A 14,503-nucleotide genomic window follows, 5' to 3' on the forward strand; every position below is an offset into this window, starting at 1 on the left:
GGCTCAGCTCGCCACCGCGAGGGTGACGGTGACCGTGCCTTGGTAGTTGGTGTCCGCCACCATCAGCAGGTTGGACCCGCCCGTGGTGGTGAAGTTGCTGACCGTCACGGTGATCGGCCCGGTGAAGGGCGTCGTGCGGGTCTGCGTGGCGTTCGGATTTTGCGCCGCGCCGGTGTTGGTCACCGCCGCGGTGTCGGTCCAGCCGCTCGCCGTCGCCGTGAAGTCGACGCTCTTGGAGAAGTTGGTCGGCGCGGTGTCGGTGAAGTTCTGGGCCACCAGCGGGGTCGCCGAGACGGTGATCGTGCTGCGCGAGTTGCAGAACGAGGCCCCGATCGTCTTCGGCGGCGCCGTCAGGTTCTGCAGCAGCAGGCCGGTGCCGGTGTCGATCAGCACGCCGACGCCGAAGACGTTGTCGCCGCCGCTGATCGCGCCGCTGGAGCAGATCGCCGGAACGTTGCCCGTCACCGGCATGGGGCCGACGGTCGAGGTGGACGTCGACGGCTGGTCACCGCCCTCCGCCGCGAAGGCGGCGCTGGCGAAGGCCATGCTGGCCATCAGGGTCGAAATGGTCACAAGCCGCTTCATCGCGACGGTCCTTTCAAGAACGGGTCCAGCGTTATTCGGCGACGGCCGCCGGGCCGAGGGTGATAGTCACCGAGCCCGTGTAGCCGCCCGCCACCAGCAGCAGGCTGTTGCCGCCGCCCGTGGTGAAGCTGGACAGCGTCAGGGTCAGGTCGGTGAGCTTCGGCGTGTTCTGCGTGCCGCCCGAGCCGACGATCTCCGGCGTGCCGCCGTTCAGATCCGCCGTGGTCGTGACCGAGGCGATCTGGTTGGCCCAGGGCGCCACCGTGGAGGTGAAGTTCACCGCCCGCGAGAAGCCGCTCTGCACCGTCGAATTGTCCTGCGCCAGCAGGGCGTCGGCGGTGATGGTCAGGTGCGTGCCGGCGAAGTTGCAGAACGAGCCCGGCAGGGTGACCGTCTGGTTGGCGATCGTGGTGATCTTGCCGACGTTGGCGGTCGAGGTGTCCGCCAGCTGGCCGACGTTGATCGACGTCGAGCTGGGCGTACCCAGCACGCACAGGTTGGCCACCGTGCCGCCGACGTCCACCACCTGTTGGGAGGTGTCCTTGGAGCCGCCTTCCTGCTGCGCCATGGCCGCGCCGGCGCCGGCCAGGGCGAAGCCCAGGCTGAGGCTGGCGATCAGAATCTTGCGCGGGTTCATCTCAGAATTCCTTCGATGTCGGACCGGGCTCAGCCCGGCGACAGGGTGACGGTGACCGTGCCCTGGTAGGAGCCGGCGATCAGCAGACCGACCGCCGAGGCGTTGCTCAGCGTGACGGGAACCTGACCGGTGAAGATGCCGACGTTGACATCGGTCCCGGGCCCGGAAATGGAGGTGTCGTCCGTGGCGTTGTGGCCGTTGGCCACCGCGGTGGCGGTGTAGTCCACCTGCTGCACGAAGCCGGTCGGATTGGGAACGATCGCCGGGGTCAGCGAGAGCCTGGTCGCCTCGACATGCATCTGCGAGCCGGCGCTGTTGCACCAGCCGTTCAGCGTCACCGACTGGTTGTCCACCTTGGAGGTGTCGAGGTTGCCGACCGCGGTGGCCAGCTCGCCCAGATGCAGGGACACCGGGCTTTCGCCGGTGAACAGGCACTTGGCCGCGACGGTGGCGTCGATGTTGACGATGTTCGTCACCGGCGGGTTGCCGGCGTCGGCGGCCATCGCCTGGGCCCCGGCCATGAGGCCGAGACCCAGGGAGACGCCCGCGAAGAGAGTGCTATGAATCTTCATCGCGAAGATACCTCGTTAAGACGCTGATCCGGGCCTAGCTCGGGGAGAGCGTGACCGTCACGGTGCCTTGGTAGTTGCCGGCCAGCAGCAGGCCGGAAGCCTGGGCCAGGGCCAGGGAGATGACGATGTCGTTGGTGCCGGTGAAGGCGCCGACGGTCACCGGCGTGCCCGCACCGTTGCTGGTGGTGGTGTCCGTCGCGGTGTGGCCGTTGGCGGCCGCCGAGGCGGTGTAGTCGACGGTGGCGTCGAAGCCGTTCGGGATGTTCTGCGGCGCATTTTGCAGGGCCAGCTTGGTGGCTTCCACGGCCATCTTCGACCCGGCGCTGTTGCACCAGCCGGTGATGGACACGGTCGGCGGGCTGTTCACGGCGGCCTGGTTCAGGGTGCCGTCGGTGTTGGCCAGTTCGCCCAGGTTCAGGGACACCGAGTTGGCGCCCGAGAAGCCGCAGTTCGCCGCCACGGTGCCGGTGATGGCCACGCCGTCGGTTTGCGACTGGTTGCCGCCACCGCCACCGCCACCGCCACCGCCGCCGCCGCCGCCGCCGGGTTCGCCGAAGGCCAGGGCCGAAGTCGCGAAGGCCGACGCGGCCATAGCCACCACGGCGAGAGTCTTGATGTGAGCCATTTTAGTTCCTCAGTATTCGTAGGTTGAAGGTTGACACGGTTGGTGGTGGCGCTTCGGCCGGAGCCTCGTCGCCATGGGGGTTAGGAAGTCGGGGCCAGCCCGGCGATCGCGATGCGCGGCAGACGGTTCATGGCGGTTGTCGTCCTTTCGGCTCAGGCGCCGGGGCTGATGGTGACGGAGATCAGGCCCGAGTAGTTCGGGTCGGCCACCAGCAGCGCGCCGGCGGTGGTGTTCAGGCCGTAGGCCTTGATCTGGACGTTGTTCGCCAGGTTCGCGAGGCGGTCGGCCGCGTTCAGATTGGTCGTCGTGACCGTCGAGTCTGAGGCGTGGCTCGTGCTCGAGGTCGAGCCGCTGGCCAGCGCCACATCCACCTCGGCGGTGTAGTTGATGGTGTTGGCGTAGCCCGTCGCAGCCGCCGTCTGCGCCTTGATGGGATCGGCCTTCAGGGTGATCGTGTTGCCCGCCCCGGTGCAGGCAATCTGGAAGTTCTGAACCCCGCCCGCCGGCGAAGAGGCGGTGGTGGCCGCCAGGGCCGCGCGGAGCTGGCCATCGGAACCGGACAGGTCGCCCAGATCCACCGATGAGCTGAAGGTCGAGCCGGACCCGCCGACCACGGAGCACTTGGCGTCGACGTGGCCGCCGAGGGTCACGGTTCCCGTGCTGCCGGTCGCGGCCACCGCGCCGGTGGAGAGGGCGGTGGCCGCCAGGGCCAGGGCGCCGATCTTGGAGAAGCTGTGCATGACTGGGATCGTCCTTGCTGTCGGCGCTTACGGCGTGACGGTGACGGTGATGGCGCCCGCATACGTGCCGGCGACCAGGATGTCGGTGCTGTGTGCGGTGGCGAAGGTGTCGGCGGTGACGACGACGTTGTTGGCCTGGTTGGCCAGGTAGAGGCTGCTCATCGGCACCGTCTGGGTCGAAGCCCCGGAGGTCAGATGAGCGCTCTTCGTGGCCAGCTGGTTGGCGGCGCTGATCGTCGCGACCGAGACCGTCGCATTGTAGGTGACGACCGCGGCATAGCCGTTCGGGGCGGAACCGCCCCCGGTGGTCAGCGAGGTGGCGTCCAGCTTGATGGTCGGCGACACGCCGGAGCAGACGATCTGGAAATTGCCGTTGCCCGCGCCCGAGGTGCTGAACGACAGGCCGTTCCTGATCGTGCCGCCCGCCTGGCTCATCTCGCCCAGGTCGAACGCCGCGCCGAAGGTCGCGGCATTGCCGCCGCCCAAAGCCTGGCAGGACGGCGCAACCGTGCCGGACAGGTTCACCGTACCGGTCGCACCCGACGTCGTCGCGGCGCTCGCCGGCGCGGCGGCCAGGGCGCTGAGGGCCAGGGCGGCCGCGGTGGAAACCACAATGCGCTTCATCTCGATCACTTCGACTTCCGTTCGAGCCCGCCGGGCCCGGATATTCCGTCGGCGGTAGGTCCGCCGCGCCCCCCGAACTGCTTCACACCGGCCTGTCGGGAACAGGCCGGCGGCGCCCTCACGACGAGGGCGAGATCGTCACCGTCAGCGTGTCCGAGTAGGTCGACGACACCAGGATGTTCGAACTCGACCAGGCCGGCGCGCTGACCGTCAGGGACGAACCCTGCGCATCGTGCGAGGTGTCGTTGAGCTTCAGGCCGCGGGTTCCCGCGGACGGGCCCCGGAAGCTGCACGCCCCGCTGGTGTTGAGGGTCGAGGCCAGGCAGTTGGCCGAGGCCGTCGTCGTGTCGCCGGCCAGGGTCAGCGCCACCGTGTAGTCCATCTGCGCGGCGTAGCCCGTGGGCGCCGAGGCGGCCGCCTTGAGGCCGCCGTTCGTCGACACCACCGCCACGCGGGCAGGGGCCGAACAGGCAATGGCGAAGCTGACGCTCTGGGAGAAGCCATCGCTGATCTCGCCCAGCTGGTACGTGCCGGAAGGGGCCAGGCCCGTGCCGAAACCGCAGGTGCTGCCGATCTGGGCGTAGACCGGAATGCTGAGCGTGACATCGCCCGGGCTGCCGCCGGCATAGGCGGTCGTGGCGGCATACGCCGTCCCCGACACCGCCCAGGCGGTCGTCATAGCAGCAATGGCAATCGCGGATGTCCGCATTCTACCCCACCCCTGTGAGCGCTTAACCATCTGCCGGCTGCGTCTGCCGATTGATGTCCCGCACTCAGTCGCCGGCATCACAACCACAGAGCAAAATGCGATGCAAGTGGATTCGGCGTCGAGCCTTGAATTACTTCCGAATAGAAAGCCAGTTAACTCTCCTCCCGTGAACTGTTAACTGGCGTCAAAAACTTAGTAACACTTTCGCCTATCAGGCGATTAGGTAAATCTTAACCGTTTTATCCTAAAGTAAGGCACAGCTGAATTCTGCGCCACAGAGCCGCCTCATTTAGTATTGGAGCATAGCCGCACTGCCCGGTGTGCCGAAATGGGGCAGATTGCAGTGTTCGACGACTGTGATTTTCCAGATCGCCTTTTCGCGTAACACCGGTTTCCCCTCGCGCGTACCGCGATGGAACAGCTCAGTTTCGCGCCATTCGAGGCGAAAAAAATTGTGTGGCGAAACTGACAGGCATGGCGCCATGTCGACGGGCTGACGACGTGCGCGCCGTCGGAAAGCGAGCTGGCCTTTTCTCCCCGCGCGCCGAGCGGCTCGACCGCAGCCAACCCTGTGGTTAGCCTTGGGGCCGGCGCGCCGGAGACGTGGGGCGAGGTAGGGGCGAGGGCGATGGAGCTCAGGCCGATCTGTGCCGCCGGGTTGCTGCTGGTTCTGCTGACTGGTGGCTGCCAGCGTGCGCCAGGGCCGTCCACCGCGCCCCTGGGCGGCGCCACGCCGATGGACCGGGCGCTGAAGGGCGAACTCTATCTGCTGGCGCCGGGCACGGAACATCTGCCAGATCTGCGGCGACTGAAGCCGGCGGCGGCCCTCTACGTCCGAAGCCTGGACATTCCGGACCAGGATCTGAACACGGTGTTCCCGGACGGCGTCCGCCAGGAGCAGCCGTTCGCGGTGGACTACACGGGCACGTTCAACGCCTCCACGCCCGGCGTCTACGGATTCCGGCTGCTGAGCGACGACGGCGCGCGCCTGATGATCGACGGACGCACGGTGATCGCCAACGAGGGGGTGGTTTCCAGGCGGGCCGGCGAAGCCGACGTCGCCCTCGGGGCGGGACCGCATCGGATCGAGGTGCAATACTTCCAGGCGGCGCACGCCCACATTGCCCTTCAGCTCGGCTGCCGGGCGCCGGGCGGTCGCATGGCGACGTTTCCAGGCTGCGGACTGATTCTCTCAAGCACCGGCCTGTGGCGGGTGTGGCTGATGTGGGTGGCCGTGCTGGCCACCCTGGGGGCCCTTGTCATCTGGCAGACCCGGCGGCGGATCGCCCGGGAAAGCCGCGCGTTCCGTTAGGCAGCCTCGCCTGGGCCGGGCCGTCCGCCCCCCAACCGGAGATGAACAGCCTGGCCGGGCGCGGTTCAGGCGCAGGAGGGCAACCTCGCCATGGAACGCCCCACCTCCGCCAGGGTTGGGCATCCAGGAGGTTTCCCCATGCCCCATCGTCCTGCCCGTTTCCGCGCCGGCGGCGCGTCCCTCGCGGTCCTGTCCGGCGTCCTGCTCGCCTCGGCCGCCCTGGGCGGCTGCAACCGCCAGGCCGCGCCGTCGCCGGCGGCCTCCGCCGCGCCACTGGCCCTGCCCCTGACCGCCGGCGCGGAGACGCCGGTGGCGCCCGCGCCGCCCGCGGCGGCCCTGCCGGCGGCGCCACCGCCCAGGGTAGTGCATGTGGTCGATCGCCGGCAGTCCTACGCCTGGCTCGACCAGGCCTACGACATGTCGGACGCCCTGGCCGACGCGCCGCCGGACTATGGCTTCGACTATGACGGCGTGCGCCCGTGGGTGTGGCGCAGCGCCGACAGGTCCTACCGCGTCGCCGAGCCGGTGCAAGGCGGCGGCTATCGCTACTACTATTACCGCCCGGGCGCGGACCAGCCGTACCTGGTGCAGGATCCGCAATACGCCTACGGCTACGACAACGGCCAGCTGGCGGCGGTCTACGGCCCCGGCGGCCAGCCGCTGCCGCCCGAGGAGATCGATCGCCGCGCCGACTATGCCGGCCGCTACCTGGCCCGGGCGCGGGCGCTCTACCAGGCGCAGCTGAACAGCCAGCGGCATGCGGTGATCGCCGCCAACTGGGCCGCCCGCCGCGCCCAGATCCAGGCGCAGAACGCCGACTGGGCCGCGCAGCAGGCCCGCGACGCCGAATGGCGCGCCTACCATGACCAGCACGAGGCCGAGGAAGCGGCCTACTGGCGCCAGGAGCGCGCCGAGCGCGAGGCGTCCCGCGCCCGTTTCGACGCCTGGCGCCAGGCCAGCTACCAGGGGCCGCCCCCGCCCCCCGCTTGGGGGCCGCCGCCGGGACACGAGCACGATCAGCGCGGGGGCGCCGCGCCCTGGACCCAGGCGCAGGGCCCGCAGCCGCCCCCGCCCCAGGGACCTTGGCCACAGCGGGGCGGTCCGCCGCAGCCGGGCGGATGGCAGGGCGCCCCCACGGGCGGCCCGGCGCCCTTCGGCGGACCCGGGCGCCGCGAAGGCCCCGGCGGCCCGCCGCCCGGCGGACTGACGCCGGCGCAACAGGCCGCCGCCGCGCAGCAGGCGGCGCAGTACGACCAGGCGCAGCATCAGGCCGAGGCCGCCCAGGCCGCGCGCCAGCAGGCGCTGGCCCAGCAGCAGGCCGCGCGGACGGCGGCGCTGCAGGCGCAGCAGGCCAAGGCGGCGCAGGACCAGCAGCGGCTGGCCGCGCAGCAGGCCCTTGCGGCGCAGAAGGCTCAGGCGGCGCACAACGCCCAGCTCCAGGCCGACGCCACCCACGCGGCCGCCCTGAAGGCCGAGGCGACCCGCCAGGCCGACGCGGCTCGCCAGGCCCAGGCGGCGCACCAGGCCCAGGCCGCGCAAGCCCAGGCCGCGCAGGCGTTGCACGCCCAGCAGCAGCAGCAGCAGCTGGCGGCCCAGGCGCGCGCGCAGGCCGAGGCGCATGCCCAGGCTCAGGCCCACGCCCAGGCGCAGGCCCAGCTTCAGGCCCAGGCCGCGGCCCGGGCCCAGGCGGAGGCGGCGCGTCACGCCCAGGTCGCGGCGGCCCAGCAGCAGGCGGCGGCGCGCAACCAGGCCCAGGCCCAGGCGATCCACCAGGCCCAGGCGGCGGCGGCGCAGCATCGCGCCCAGATCGCCGAGGCGGTCCATCCGCAGCCCGCCCATCCTCCGGGACCGCCCACGCCCAAGCCGCCCCCGAAGCCCGAGGGCAAGGGTCCGCCGGAGAAGGGCGAGGAGCACAAGCCGCCGAGCTAGGCGCGCCGGAAAACCGGTTTTCCTGATCGCGCGGCGGGGCGCATGATCCGCCGGCCAGGGCCCCGTCCAAGCGGGCCCGCCGGAGGAACCCATGGCCGAGATCAACCGCCAGATCGTCCTGGACCAGTTGCCGCAGGGCAAGCTGGCGCCCGATCACTTCCGTCTGGTCGAGGGGCCGCTTGCGGCGCCGGGCGATGGCGAGGTGCTGCTGCGCGCCCGCTACATCTCCCTCGACGCCGCCAACCGCGCCTGGATGCAGGGCGCCACCTACCGCTCGGCGCTGAACGCCGGCCAGGTGATGGCCGGCGGGGCGCTGGCCGAGGTCATCGAGTCCAAGGCCGATCACCTGAAGCCGGGCGACCTGGTGTTTGCCGACATGGGCTGGCAGGACTTCGCGGTGCTCCCGGCCAAGGGCCTTTCCCCCCAGCCGCGCCTGGAGCCGCTGACCCATCTTCTGAGCGTCTATGGCGTCGCCGGCCTGACAGCCTATTTCGGCCTCCTGAAGTGCGGCCGCCCCAGGCAAGGCGAGACGGTTGCGGTCTCCGCGGCGGCGGGATCGGTGGGGCTGCTGGTCGGGCAGATCGCCCGGATCAAGGGCTGCCGCGTGGTGGGGATCGCCGGCGGCGCGGCCAAGGGCGCCCTGCTGATGAAGGACTACGGGTTCGACGCGGTGGTCGACTACAAGGCCGGCGACACGCGCCGCGCGCTGCGGGCCGCCTGTCCTGACGGCATCGACGTCTATTTCGACAACGTCGGCGGCGACATCTTCGAGGCGGCGCTGTTCAACATGAGGAACCACGGTCGCATCGCCTGCTGCGGGGCGGTCTCGTCGTACGACGGCGCCGCGCCGGCGCACGGGCCGCGCGGCGTGCCCGGCCTCATCGTCACCCGGCGGCTGACGGTGACAGGCTTCGTGGTGATGGACTTCTACGACGAGAAGGACGCCGCCCTGGCCGAGCTGAAGGGCTGGGTGGACAGCGGCCAGCTGAAGGTGGCGGAGGACGTGATCGACGGGCTGGAGCACCTGCCGTCGGCGCTGATCGGCCTGCTGGCGGGCGAGAACATCGGCAAGCGGATGGTGAAGGTGGCGTGACCCGGTAGCGCTACGCGATCCCAGCGCGCAGGAAGTCGTGCATGTGCACCGCCCCCACCAGGCGGTCCTCTTCGCAGACGAACAGCAGCATGATCGGTCGCGGCCGCTCGTTCATCACCCGCAGCGCCTCCGAGGCCATGGTCTGCGGCGAGACGGAGACGGGGGCGTGGGTCATGTGCGCCGCCACGGGCGCGTCGAGGCCGGCCTGGGGCAGGGCCCGGCGCAGGTCGCCGTCGGTGAAGGCCCCCACCAGCCGGCCCTCGGCGTCGACCACCGCCGCGCCGCCGTAGCGCTTGGCGCTGATCTCGACCACCGCTTGGCCGATCGTCGCGTGCTGCGGGATCGCCGGCAGGGCCTCGTCGCGGCCCATCAGCTCGCCCACCGTGACCAGCCGCGCGCCCAGCCGCCCGCCGGGATGGAAGGTGCGGAAGTCCGCCGGCGAAAAGCCCCGCGCCTCCAGCAGGGCGATGGCCAGGGCGTCGCCCAGCGCCATCTGCATGGTGGTTGAGGTGGTGGGGGCCAGCTGGTTGGGACAGGCTTCCTCGGCGCGGGGCAGCAGGAGCACCACATCCGCCGCCTGGGCCAGCGCGCTCGCCGACTCGGCGGTCATGGCGATCACCGGGATGGCGAAGCGCTTGCAGTGCTGCAGCACGTCCTTCAGCTCCGGCGTCTCGCCGGACTGCGAGAGCGCCAGCACCACGTCGCCCACCGCCAGCATGCCCAGATCGCCGTGGCTGGCCTCGGCGGGGTGGAGGAAGAAGGCCGGCGAGCCGGTGGACGCCAGGGTGGCGGCGACCTTGCGCGCCACGTGGCCGCTCTTGCCCATGCCGGTGACGACGATCCGCCCGGTCGCGCCGCGCGCCACGTCCACCGCCTGGGCGAAGGCGGCCTTCAGGTCTCCAGCCAGCGCCATCGACAGCGCCTGCAGCCCGGCGATCTCGGCCGCCAGGGTGCGGTGCGCCGAGGCGGCGTGGCCGGCTTCGCCGGCGGCGGCTTGGGGAACGGATTGCAAGGGGCCTCGCGCTCGCCGATAGGTCAGGCAGGCAACTTAAGGGCTGCGCGCGCATGCCGAAAGCTTTGGCCGCGGTGATCTTCGACCGGGACGGGGTGCTCAACGTCGACCACGGCTACGTCGGCCATGTCGAGCGGCTGGCCTGGATGCCCGGCGCCCGGCGCGCGGTGGCGCGGTTGAACGCCGCGGGCCTGAAGGTGATCGTCGCCACCAACCAGTCCGGAGTGGCGCGCGGCTTCTTCGACCTGGCGGCGGTCGAGGCCCTGCACGACGCCATGCGCGCCGACCTGGCGGCCGTCGGCGGCCGGCTGGACGCCATCTATGTGTGCCCGTTCCACGAGGATGCGGTCGTCGAGGCCTGGCGCATCGCCGACCACCCGGACCGCAAGCCCAACCCCGGCATGGTGCTGAAGGCCCTGGCGGACTTCGCCCTGGACGCCGACCAGGTCGTGCTGGTGGGCGACAAGCCCTCCGACATCGAGGCCGCCCGGCGCGCCGGCGTGCGCGGCCTGGCCTTCCCCGGCGGCGACCTGGAAAGCTTCCTGGAGGACCAGGGCCTCCTGCCGACGCGAAACAATGGGTGACAGGCTGTGTGTCGCCCGCTGCGCCTGCGGCTCATAAGGACCGCGGCATGATCGCCTTCATCGACCTCGCCGCCCAGCAGGCCCGGCTGAAGCCGCAGATCGACGCGGCGATCCAGCGGGTGCTGGCGCACGGCCAGTATGTGATGGGTCCGGAGGTCGTGGATTTCGAGCGCCGGCTGGCGGCCTTCTGTGGCGCGGCGCACGCCCTGTCGTGCGGCAACGGCACCGACGCCATCGCCCTGCCCCTGATGGCCTGGGGCATTGGCCCCGGCGACGCTGTGTTCTGCCCGTCGTTCACCTTCGCCGCCACGCCGGAGGTGATCCCCTGGACGGGGGCGACGCCGGTGTTCGTCGACATCCTGCCGGACACCTATGGCCTCGATCCCCTGCGGCTCGAGACCGCCATCGCCGCCGTGCGCGCCGAGGGGGTCCTGAAGCCGGCGGCGGTGGTCGCCGTCGACCTGTTCGGCCAGAGCGCCGACTATCCGCGCCTGGCGGCGATCTGCCGCCGCGAGGGGCTGAAGCTGATCGCCGACAGCGCCCAGGGCTTCGGCTGCACCCTGGACGGCGAGCATCCGGTTCGCTGGGCCGACGCGGCCACCACCAGCTTTTTTCCGGCCAAGCCGCTGGGCGCCTATGGCGACGGTGGCGCGGTGCTGACCAACGACGCGGCGCTGTGGGAGCGGATGGATTCCCTGCGCGTGCACGGCAAGGCGGTGGCGGGCGACGTCGCCGGCCGGCAGCTCGAGCACGATCCGAAGTACCTCAACATGCGCATCGGCATGAATTCGCGGCTGGACACGCTGCAGGCCGCGATTCTGATCGAGAAGCTGGCCGCCTTCCCCGGCGAGATCGTCGCGCGCCAGGCCGCAGCCGATCGCTACGCCCAGGGCCTGAAGGGCTGCTGCCTGGCCACGCCGACGGTGATCGACGGCGGGACCTCGGTCTGGGCGCAGTACGTCATCGAGCACGCCAACCGCGACGCCCTGGCCGCGCACCTGAAGCGCCAGGGCATTCCGACGGCGGTCTACTACCCCGTGCCCATGCACCGGCAGCCCCCCTATGCCGGCTTCCCGCAGGGGCCCGGCGGCCTGCCGGTCTCCGAGGCCAAGGCCGAGCTGGTGCTGGCCCTGCCGATGCACGCCGACCTGACCGCGGAGGTCCAGGACCGGATCATCGCCGCGGTGCGCGGGTTCAACGGCTAGGGCGCAACCCCTCACCCTCCCACGCCCCTTGCTCACGCAAGGGCCGCGGGCCCCTCCCTCTCCCTCCGGGAGAGGTGTTCTTTCAGTCTGCCCGCGCAATTTCACCTCTCCCGCAGGGAGAGGGAGGGGCCCAATCGCGATCAGCGATTGGGAAGGTGAGGGGTTCAGGCCCTCGGTTCGAAGCCCCCCGGCCTCAACCCTCCAGCATCCGCTCCAGCGTCGCCAGCTCGTCGGCCTCGCGCGCGGGCTTATCCCAGCGGATGCGGTTGATGCGCGGGAAGCGCATGGCCACGCCGGACTTGTGCCGCGTCGAGCGCTGCAGCCCCTCGAACGCCACCTCCAGCACCAGGCCGAAGTCGCGGTCGGCGCGCACCGAGCGGACCGGGCCGAAGCGCTCCAGGGTGTTGTCGCGCACGAACTTGTCGATGAGCTTCAGCTCCTCGTCGGTGAAGCCGAAATAGGCCTTGCCCACCGGGGTCAGCGACCAGACGCCCTCGCCGTCCTGGCGCCAGACGCCGAAGGTGTAGTCGGAATAGAAGCTTGAGCGCTTGCCGTGGCCGCGCTGGGCGTACATCAGCACGGCGTCGATCAGGCGCGGGTCGCGCTTCCACTTGAACCACGGCCCCTTCGGCCGCCCGGCCTCGTAGATCGAGGTCCAGCGCTTCAGCATCAGGCCTTCGGAGACCTGGGCATCGCCGGGCGGCGGCTCGGCGCGCAGGGCGGCCAGCGTCTCCCAGCTGTCGAACGGCTGCAGCGGCGACAGGTCGATGCGCGGCGAGCCGACGGCGGCGACGAACGCCTCCAGCCGCGCGCGGCGCTCGGCGAACGGCAGGGTGCGGATGTCCGTCTCGCCATCGAGCAGCAGGTCGTAGGCGCGGATCCCGGCGGGATGGGCGGCCAGCAGCCTGGCGTCCACGCTCTTGCGGTTCAGCCGCTGCTGCAGGTCGCCGAACGGGGCGATCGCCCCGCCGCGCATCACCAGCAGCTCGCCGTCGATCACGCCCTCGAAGTTGAGCTCGGCCAGCACGTCGGGAAAGGCGCCGGAAATGTCGTCGCCGGCGCGGCTGAACAGGCGCCGCACCCCACGCTCGCTGACCGCCTGCACGCGGATGCCGTCCCACTTCCATTCGGCTGCGTAGTCGGCCGGGTCCAGCCGGGCGAAATCGCTGGCCTCGTCCAGCGCCTGGGCCAGCATCGCCGGGCGAAACCGCCCGGGTGCATCGGCCGACGGGCGCTCGGAACGGCCTTCGAGCCAGGCGAACAGGTCCTCGTAGGGCGGATGCAGCACCGGCCAGACCTCTTCCACCTCGGCCAGGGGCACGCCGCCGAGGTCGGCCGCCGCCTGTTTCGCCAGCCGCGCCGACAGGCCGACGCGCAGGCCGCCGGTCAGCAGCTTCAGGAGAGCCCAGCGGCCGTCAGGATCGAGGGCGTCGAGCCAGCCCTCGATCAGGCCCTGCACGGCGCCGCGCGGCGCGACCGACAGGGCGTCCACCACCTCCGACAGCTCCGGCTCGCGGTTGGCGCCGGGCTGCGCCGGCCAGACCAGGGCCACGGTCTCGGCCAGGTCGCCGACATAGTCGTAGGACCAGGCGAACAGCACCGGGTCCATCCTGGCCTCCACCGCCTTGCGGATCGCCGCCGGCTTGGCCGCGCTGAAGCTGAGCGCGCCGGTGAGGGCCGCCAGGGCCCAGCCGCGGTCCGGGTCCGGCGTCTCCTTCAGGAAGTCGCGCACCAGGGTCAGCTTGGCGTTGCGCGAGGCGGTCAGGGACAGCCGGTCCAGCAGATGGGCGAAGGCGCGCATGACAGAGATATAGGCGCAAAACGCGCCGCGGACCTGGCCGTGGCGGTTCGGCAAGCTGTTCCGAAAAAGAAGCCCGCCGCCGGGGAGCTCTGGCGGCGGGCCACAGATCGTCAGTTGACGGCGGGGCCCTCCACGTTGGGCGACGGGCTCTTGGGCGGCGCCTGCTGGCGAAGGCTGCGTCGCACCAGCCAGGCCGAGCCGCCGACGACCAGGGCGATCGGCAGCAGGTAGCTGAACAGCACGAGCAGGCCGCCCAGCACGCCCATCATGTTGCCCCAGAACGACCGGGCGGCGGAGATCACCGGGGCGTTGGCGCCGGTGGGCGCGACCTGGGCCAGGGACTGGTAGTGGATCGACAGGGTCTGCAGGGCCACGCGATCCTGCATGTCCTGCAGGGCGGAGGCCTGTTCGTTCAGCTCGTCCTGCACGCGGGTGATCTCCTGCTCCACGGCCAGGCTGTCGCCCAGGTGGCGCGAGCGCTGCTGCAGCAGGTCCTTCAGCCGCGCCTCCTCCTCGGCGCGGGTCTTCTGGCTGGCCTGGGTGTCGCCGATCGGCTTGGCCAGGTCCTCGGCCTCGGTCGCCGACTGGATCACCTTGCCGTGGGCGTCCTTCACGTCGGCCTCGGCGCGGCTGCGGAACGCCCGCATCCAGGCCGGGGTGGCGCGCAGGTTGAGGTCGGCGGTGGCGTCGTCACGGCCCTGAGTGTCCGCCTGGGCGCCCATCACCTGGCACTGGGTCGGGCCGGCCCGCTCGCAGGCGTCCTGATGGCTCTCCATCAGCAGCCGGACCTGGTCGGAGGGCACGGCCAGGGCCAGTTTGTAGGCCATCGCCAGCATCGGCATGCGCGGCTGCGGGGCGGCCGGCGAGGCGGCGGGCTTGCCGTTCGCAGCCTGGTCCGCAGTGGCCGGCGATGCGCCGGAAGCGGAGGCGCCCGGCGGCGGCGCCCGGTTCAACGCGGAAATGTCGGCCCTCTTGCTGCACGCCGCCAGGGCGCAGAGGGACAGCACGGTCAGGAGTTGCAGGCTACGTCGCATTCACGATCTCCTCACGAGATGATCACGCTCCCGTGAGCAAT

General features: G+C 71.1%; 15 protein-coding genes. 5 read left to right on the forward strand and 10 right to left on the reverse strand.

Features of this window, described 5'->3' with window-relative positions:
- Positions 1 to 3: 3 nt before the first annotated feature.
- From ACO2Q3_RS19335 to ACO2Q3_RS19365, 7 genes are all read right to left on the reverse strand, one after another.
- Positions 4 to 585, reverse strand: a complete 582-nt coding sequence (locus ACO2Q3_RS19335; RefSeq protein WP_423309550.1) for a hypothetical protein — start codon at positions 583 to 585, stop codon at positions 4 to 6.
- Between the two features lie 31 nt (positions 586 to 616).
- Positions 617 to 1,222: a hypothetical protein gene (locus ACO2Q3_RS19340; protein ID WP_423309552.1), complete on the reverse strand. Its 606-nt coding sequence runs from the start codon at positions 1,220 to 1,222 to the stop codon at positions 617 to 619.
- Positions 1,223 to 1,251: 29 nt separating this feature from the next.
- Entirely contained in the window at positions 1,252 to 1,794 is a 543-nt protein-coding gene (locus tag ACO2Q3_RS19345; protein ID WP_423309554.1) for a hypothetical protein, read from the reverse strand.
- Positions 1,795 to 1,828: 34 nt separating this feature from the next.
- Positions 1,829 to 2,419: a hypothetical protein gene (locus ACO2Q3_RS19350; RefSeq protein ID WP_423309556.1), complete on the reverse strand. Its 591-nt coding sequence runs from the start codon at positions 2,417 to 2,419 to the stop codon at positions 1,829 to 1,831.
- Between the two features lie 152 nt (positions 2,420 to 2,571).
- On the reverse strand, positions 2,572 to 3,159 hold the full coding sequence (locus tag ACO2Q3_RS19355; protein WP_423309558.1) for a hypothetical protein: 588 nt from the start codon (positions 3,157 to 3,159) through the stop codon (positions 2,572 to 2,574).
- Positions 3,160 to 3,186: 27 nt separating this feature from the next.
- Positions 3,187 to 3,783: a hypothetical protein gene (locus tag ACO2Q3_RS19360; protein ID WP_423309560.1), complete on the reverse strand. Its 597-nt coding sequence runs from the start codon at positions 3,781 to 3,783 to the stop codon at positions 3,187 to 3,189.
- Positions 3,784 to 3,901: 118 nt separating this feature from the next.
- Positions 3,902 to 4,462, reverse strand: coding sequence for a hypothetical protein (locus ACO2Q3_RS19365; protein WP_423309562.1), 561 nt, complete (start codon positions 4,460 to 4,462; stop codon positions 3,902 to 3,904).
- Between the two features lie 658 nt (positions 4,463 to 5,120).
- Here ACO2Q3_RS19365 and ACO2Q3_RS19370 point away from each other — a divergent pair.
- From ACO2Q3_RS19370 to ACO2Q3_RS19380, 3 genes are all read left to right on the forward strand, one after another.
- On the forward strand, positions 5,121 to 5,804 hold the full coding sequence (locus ACO2Q3_RS19370; protein WP_423309564.1) for a PA14 domain-containing protein: 684 nt from the start codon (positions 5,121 to 5,123) through the stop codon (positions 5,802 to 5,804).
- Positions 5,805 to 5,942: 138 nt separating this feature from the next.
- Positions 5,943 to 7,733, forward strand: a complete 1,791-nt coding sequence (locus tag ACO2Q3_RS19375) for a hypothetical protein (protein ID WP_423309566.1) — start codon at positions 5,943 to 5,945, stop codon at positions 7,731 to 7,733.
- Positions 7,734 to 7,824: 91 nt separating this feature from the next.
- Entirely contained in the window at positions 7,825 to 8,826 is a 1,002-nt protein-coding gene (locus ACO2Q3_RS19380) for an NADP-dependent oxidoreductase (protein WP_423309568.1), read from the forward strand.
- A 10-nt stretch (positions 8,827 to 8,836) separates the two neighbouring features.
- On the opposite strand, the gene ACO2Q3_RS19385 is transcribed toward ACO2Q3_RS19380, so the two are convergent.
- Positions 8,837 to 9,838 carry a KpsF/GutQ family sugar-phosphate isomerase gene (locus ACO2Q3_RS19385; protein ID WP_423309570.1) on the reverse strand — a complete coding sequence of 334 codons (1,002 nt, stop codon included), beginning with the start codon at positions 9,836 to 9,838 and terminating at the stop codon, positions 8,837 to 8,839.
- 53 nt (positions 9,839 to 9,891) lie between these two features.
- On the opposite strand from ACO2Q3_RS19385, the gene ACO2Q3_RS19390 reads away from it, so the two are divergent.
- A complete protein-coding gene (locus ACO2Q3_RS19390; RefSeq protein ID WP_423309572.1) occupies positions 9,892 to 10,422 on the forward strand; it encodes a D-glycero-alpha-D-manno-heptose-1,7-bisphosphate 7-phosphatase in 531 nt (176 codons plus the stop codon).
- Between the two features lie 47 nt (positions 10,423 to 10,469).
- Positions 10,470 to 11,627 carry a DegT/DnrJ/EryC1/StrS family aminotransferase gene (locus ACO2Q3_RS19395; protein WP_423309574.1) on the forward strand — a complete coding sequence of 386 codons (1,158 nt, stop codon included), beginning with the start codon at positions 10,470 to 10,472 and terminating at the stop codon, positions 11,625 to 11,627.
- A gap of 193 nt (positions 11,628 to 11,820) precedes the next feature.
- Here ACO2Q3_RS19395 and ACO2Q3_RS19400 read toward each other — a convergent pair whose 3' ends face one another.
- Together ACO2Q3_RS19400 and ACO2Q3_RS19405 are read right to left on the reverse strand one after the other, a co-directional pair.
- A complete protein-coding gene (locus tag ACO2Q3_RS19400) occupies positions 11,821 to 13,428 on the reverse strand; it encodes a cisplatin damage response ATP-dependent DNA ligase (RefSeq protein WP_423309576.1) in 1,608 nt (535 codons plus the stop codon).
- Positions 13,429 to 13,538: 110 nt separating this feature from the next.
- On the reverse strand, positions 13,539 to 14,462 hold the full coding sequence (locus tag ACO2Q3_RS19405) for a DUF4349 domain-containing protein (RefSeq protein ID WP_423309578.1): 924 nt from the start codon (positions 14,460 to 14,462) through the stop codon (positions 13,539 to 13,541).
- Positions 14,463 to 14,503: the final 41 nt, after the last annotated feature.

Source organism: Caulobacter sp. KR2-114 (genome assembly GCF_049446115.1).
Lineage (GTDB): Bacteria > Pseudomonadota > Alphaproteobacteria > Caulobacterales > Caulobacteraceae > Acaudatibacter.

Coding starts and splice junctions, on each gene's coding strand:
- ACO2Q3_RS19390 (WP_423309572.1), top strand. CDS start 9,892: ATGCCGAAAGCTTTGGCCGCGGTGATCTTCGACCGGGACGGGGTGCTC.
- ACO2Q3_RS19400 (WP_423309576.1), bottom strand. CDS start 13,428: ATGCGCGCCTTCGCCCATCTGCTGGACCGGCTGTCCCTGACCGCCTCG.
- ACO2Q3_RS19355 (WP_423309558.1), bottom strand. CDS start 3,159: ATGCACAGCTTCTCCAAGATCGGCGCCCTGGCCCTGGCGGCCACCGCC.
- ACO2Q3_RS19405 (WP_423309578.1), bottom strand. CDS start 14,462: ATGCGACGTAGCCTGCAACTCCTGACCGTGCTGTCCCTCTGCGCCCTG.
- ACO2Q3_RS19380 (WP_423309568.1), top strand. CDS start 7,825: ATGGCCGAGATCAACCGCCAGATCGTCCTGGACCAGTTGCCGCAGGGC.
- ACO2Q3_RS19345 (WP_423309554.1), bottom strand. CDS start 1,794: ATGAAGATTCATAGCACTCTCTTCGCGGGCGTCTCCCTGGGTCTCGGC.
- ACO2Q3_RS19350 (WP_423309556.1), bottom strand. CDS start 2,419: ATGGCTCACATCAAGACTCTCGCCGTGGTGGCTATGGCCGCGTCGGCC.
- ACO2Q3_RS19340 (WP_423309552.1), bottom strand. CDS start 1,222: ATGAACCCGCGCAAGATTCTGATCGCCAGCCTCAGCCTGGGCTTCGCC.
- ACO2Q3_RS19360 (WP_423309560.1), bottom strand. CDS start 3,783: ATGAAGCGCATTGTGGTTTCCACCGCGGCCGCCCTGGCCCTCAGCGCC.
- ACO2Q3_RS19395 (WP_423309574.1), top strand. CDS start 10,470: ATGATCGCCTTCATCGACCTCGCCGCCCAGCAGGCCCGGCTGAAGCCG.
- ACO2Q3_RS19335 (WP_423309550.1), bottom strand. CDS start 585: ATGAAGCGGCTTGTGACCATTTCGACCCTGATGGCCAGCATGGCCTTC.
- ACO2Q3_RS19365 (WP_423309562.1), bottom strand. CDS start 4,462: ATGACGACCGCCTGGGCGGTGTCGGGGACGGCGTATGCCGCCACGACC.
- ACO2Q3_RS19375 (WP_423309566.1), top strand. CDS start 5,943: ATGCCCCATCGTCCTGCCCGTTTCCGCGCCGGCGGCGCGTCCCTCGCG.
- ACO2Q3_RS19370 (WP_423309564.1), top strand. CDS start 5,121: ATGGAGCTCAGGCCGATCTGTGCCGCCGGGTTGCTGCTGGTTCTGCTG.